This window comes from Synechococcus sp. R6-10, assembly GCF_047461815.1.
In the GTDB taxonomy this organism is placed as follows: domain Bacteria; phylum Cyanobacteriota; class Cyanobacteriia; order Thermostichales; family Thermostichaceae; genus Thermostichus.
Genome location: NZ_JANSHW010000234.1, coordinates 1 through 3,142, shown reverse-complemented (window position 1 = coordinate 3,142; position 3,142 = coordinate 1). Strand labels below are relative to the sequence as shown.

3 protein-coding genes and 1 pseudogene are annotated in these 3,142 nt (G+C 60.3%); 3 read left to right on the top strand and 1 reads right to left on the bottom strand.

The window, feature by feature from the left end; all coding sequences use genetic code 11:
- Positions 1–1,608, top strand: a 1,608-nt coding sequence (locus NW837_RS07375; protein ID WP_414330285.1) for a ComEC/Rec2 family competence protein, incomplete at its 5' end; no start/stop codon positions are given.
- A gap of 170 nt (positions 1,609–1,778) precedes the next feature.
- Positions 1,779–2,411 (top strand): 4Fe-4S single cluster domain-containing protein, encoded by a 633-nt coding sequence (locus NW837_RS07370; protein WP_414330282.1) that lies wholly within the window; start codon positions 1,779–1,781, stop codon positions 2,409–2,411.
- Positions 2,412–2,430: 19 nt separating this feature from the next.
- Here NW837_RS07370 and NW837_RS07365 read toward each other — a convergent pair whose 3' ends face one another.
- Complete coding sequence (locus NW837_RS07365) at positions 2,431–2,706, bottom strand: hypothetical protein (protein ID WP_414330279.1); 276 nt, start codon at positions 2,704–2,706, stop codon at positions 2,431–2,433.
- Positions 2,707–2,954: 248 nt separating this feature from the next.
- Between NW837_RS07365 and NW837_RS07360 the strand changes: the two are divergent.
- Positions 2,955–3,142, top strand: a pseudogene (locus tag NW837_RS07360) (prohibitin family protein); the annotation flags it as partial.

Genomic DNA, 3,142 nt, shown 5'->3' with positions numbered 1-3,142 from the left:
GTGCTGGGATCCCGGGCCGCCCAATTGGATTTCGACTTGCAGGATGCCTTCCGGGAAATCGGCATGGCCCATGCGCTGGCCGCCTCTGGGTTCCATGTGTCGCTGTTGGTGGGGGTGGTGTTTGTCCTGACACGGCGGTTGGCGGTGCGCCTGCAGCAGGGGAGCATCCTGGCGGTGCTGGGGCTTTATACCGCCCTCACGGGGTTCAGCCCTTCGGTGTTGCGAGCGGCACTGATGGGGGCGGCGGCCATGCTGGTGCTGACGGAGCCGCGCCTGGAAGGAAAGGTGAAGCTCAATCCCCTGGGGACGCTACTGGTGGCGGCAGTTTTGCTCTTAATCTACGAGCCGCTGTGGATTACAGACCTGGGGTTTCAGCTCAGCTTTGCCGCCACCCTGGGCCTGCTGGTCGGAACAGCCCCAATTGTTTCCCGGCTGGACTTTTTGCCTCCGGCTGTGGCCACCGCCTTGGCCGTTCCGCTGGCAGCCCAGATCTGGACCTTGCCGCTGCAAGTGGCCATCTTTGGCCGCATCCCCACCTACTCGCTGCTGGCCAACCCGCTGCTGCTGATTCTGCTGGTGCCGCTGCTGGTGGCGGGGTTCGGGGTGGCGTTTGGGGCTTTGCTCTGGCCGGGGCTGGGATCCCTGCTGGCCCGGCCCTTGACGTTTTTGATCACGCCTTTAATCAACTGGGTGAACTGGATGGCCAGCTGGCCTCTGAGTTCCTACTACACCGGCCGGGTCTCCCTGCTCCAGTGCCTGCTCCTCTACGGGGCGCTGGTGGCCCTAACCTTTTGGCCGCGGTGGCGACAGGCCTTCCGCTGGCAGGGCACAGCCCTGATCATGGCCGCCATCCTCCTGGGTCCAAGGATGTGGCCGGGGCCGCCGGTCCAAATTACCGCCTTGGCCAGTGGACGAATTCCCATCCTGGCCATTCAAGCGGAAGGGCGCCACCTCTTGCTCAACAGCGGGGATCCCCGTTTGGCAGAACGCACGGTGTTGCCCTTTTTGCGGCAGCAGGGCTTGCACCGTCTGGACGGGGCGGTGGCCATGACCTCCGCCGGCTCTGCCAATGGCGGCTGGGAGATCCTGCTGTCGGCTTTCTCCAAAGGAGTACGTCCCGCCAACGCGATTGGGCAATTCTGGGATGGGGGAGGGGCTAATGCGGCTTCCGAAAGTTACCTGCGTTCCCTTAGTGCCGTGCAAGCTGCCCAGATCCCCTATCAGGTGCTGCAGCCAGGCGATCGGATGCCTTTCTCGGAGCGGCTGCGGCTGCAAGCTGTCTACACCAATCCCCTGGTGTTGACACTGGAGGCTGAGGGATCCCATTGGCTGCTGCTGGGCTCTGCCGGCACCCATGTGCAAGCCGAGCTAACCGGATCCCCGCTGATGCCGGCCCAGATCGACTGGCTGTGGTGGGACGGGGGATCCCTGATTTTGGATCTCCTGGAGCGCTTTCAGGTGCAGGCGGGCATTAGCTCTGGCCCTGTCAGCGAAGCAGTGACTGCCTGGTTTCGGCAAAAACAACGGCCCCTCTACGTAGCCGATCGAGCTGGAGCGGTGAGCTGGTCGCGACGGGGAGTGCAAACCCTGAGGGCGCAATTGGAGTAGGGCCGGTTTCCAGACCAGGCAGCTTTCTCAGCAGCCTCCCAGTTATCCTGTTTTTGCAACTACGAGCCTCAATCGTTCTCAAGCGTTAATTATTGATTCATGACTGCCTTATGAGCATAGCTGCCAATTAGGCTAAGAATAGCCTCAAGAGGTTTTGCAGCGGGTGATCCATGTCCAAGGCAGAGATGGCGCTGAGCTTTCTGGCCCAGATTCCTCCCGGCTATCTCAACCTGATGGGGTATGTGGACGAGTCGGAAGTGAATGGGCCGGGCTGCCGTGCGGTGGTGTGGGTGCAGGGCTGCTTGCGGGAGTGCCCAGGCTGTTTCAACCCGGCTTCCTGGCCGTTTGTCATCCATCAACTGGTGAGCGTGACCGACCTAGCAGCCCAAATCCTAAGCAACCCCAAAAATCAAGGGGTAACCTTCTCCGGCGGGGAACCCTTCTGGCAGGCTCCTGCCCTGGCCAGCTTGGCGCGGCTTCTCAAGGCCAAAGGGCTGACAGTGATGTCTTTTACCGGCTTTACCCTAGAACAGTTGCACTCCCCCCAAGCTCCTCCCGGCGCCCAGGAGCTGCTGCAAGAGCTGGATATTTTAGTGGACGGCCCCTATCTCCAATCTCAGGCCATTCACTCCCCCCACTCGCTGGTCTCTTCCCGCAACCAGCGGGTGCACGTCTTCAACCCCGCCTTGCAAAACCAGCTTAATTGGGCCAGTGACCAGGTGGAAATTCATATCCTCAAAGATGGAACCCGCATCGTTACCGGCTACGGCAGCCAGTTTCTCCTCGACGAGGCAGGCTCTTGAACTGCAGTGATCCTTTATCCTACACCTGCAGCGGTTCCCTGAGACAAGCGGGCAGTTGCCAGCACATCTCCAGCCAGTTTTTTAGCTCTTCCGGTTGGCCCATGAGGCTCATTTCCACCAGCAAAATGGCGGCCCGGTCGGCGGCGCCTTTGGATCCGAGACGAATTAGGGCAGACAGGCTCTCTTCCCGCCAGCAGATGGATACCCCCTGCCGGATCAAGGCCTGGGCGGCAGCGGGAATGCATGAGGGTGGCACCTGGATGTCTCGCCGCTCGTAGTCGACAGTAGGTAGCATGAACGGCAACCCAAATCTTTATTATGTTTTAATCTTCTTCCCTTTTCGCCTGTCCGTCACGGGTCTTTGCAAAGTATGAAGTGATCTTTTGTGAACTTTGTAGAGAACTCGACATCGTTGAGAACAGTGGGTAAGCAAGCGCGGGATCTCTCGCGGGATCCCTGGAGAAAACTTAAAAGATAGCGGCGATTTCTCAGCCTCATTTCCCCACAGCCGCGAGAATGGCTGCATGCGCAGGAGATGGGGAGATGCGAGCAGAAGGTTGGGAGAGGCGGGTTGGTCGCTGGTTGCCCAAGGCCACCCTTGCCGGAGCCGTATTGATCCTAGTGGCGATGGGCAGGCCGCTGCGACTGGTGGGCAACGGAGAAAATATGGTGGTGTTCACCTGGGGAGGGGGGGTGAGCCCGATGGCTTTGCAGCCAGGTCTGCATTGGGT

Bases quoted from the DNA above. Each gene is read 5' to 3' on its own strand.
- NW837_RS07365 (WP_414330279.1), bottom strand. From the start codon at position 2,706: ATGCTACCTACTGTCGACTACGAGCGGCGAGACATCCAGGTGCCACCC.
- NW837_RS07370 (WP_414330282.1), top strand. From the start codon at position 1,779: ATGTCCAAGGCAGAGATGGCGCTGAGCTTTCTGGCCCAGATTCCTCCC.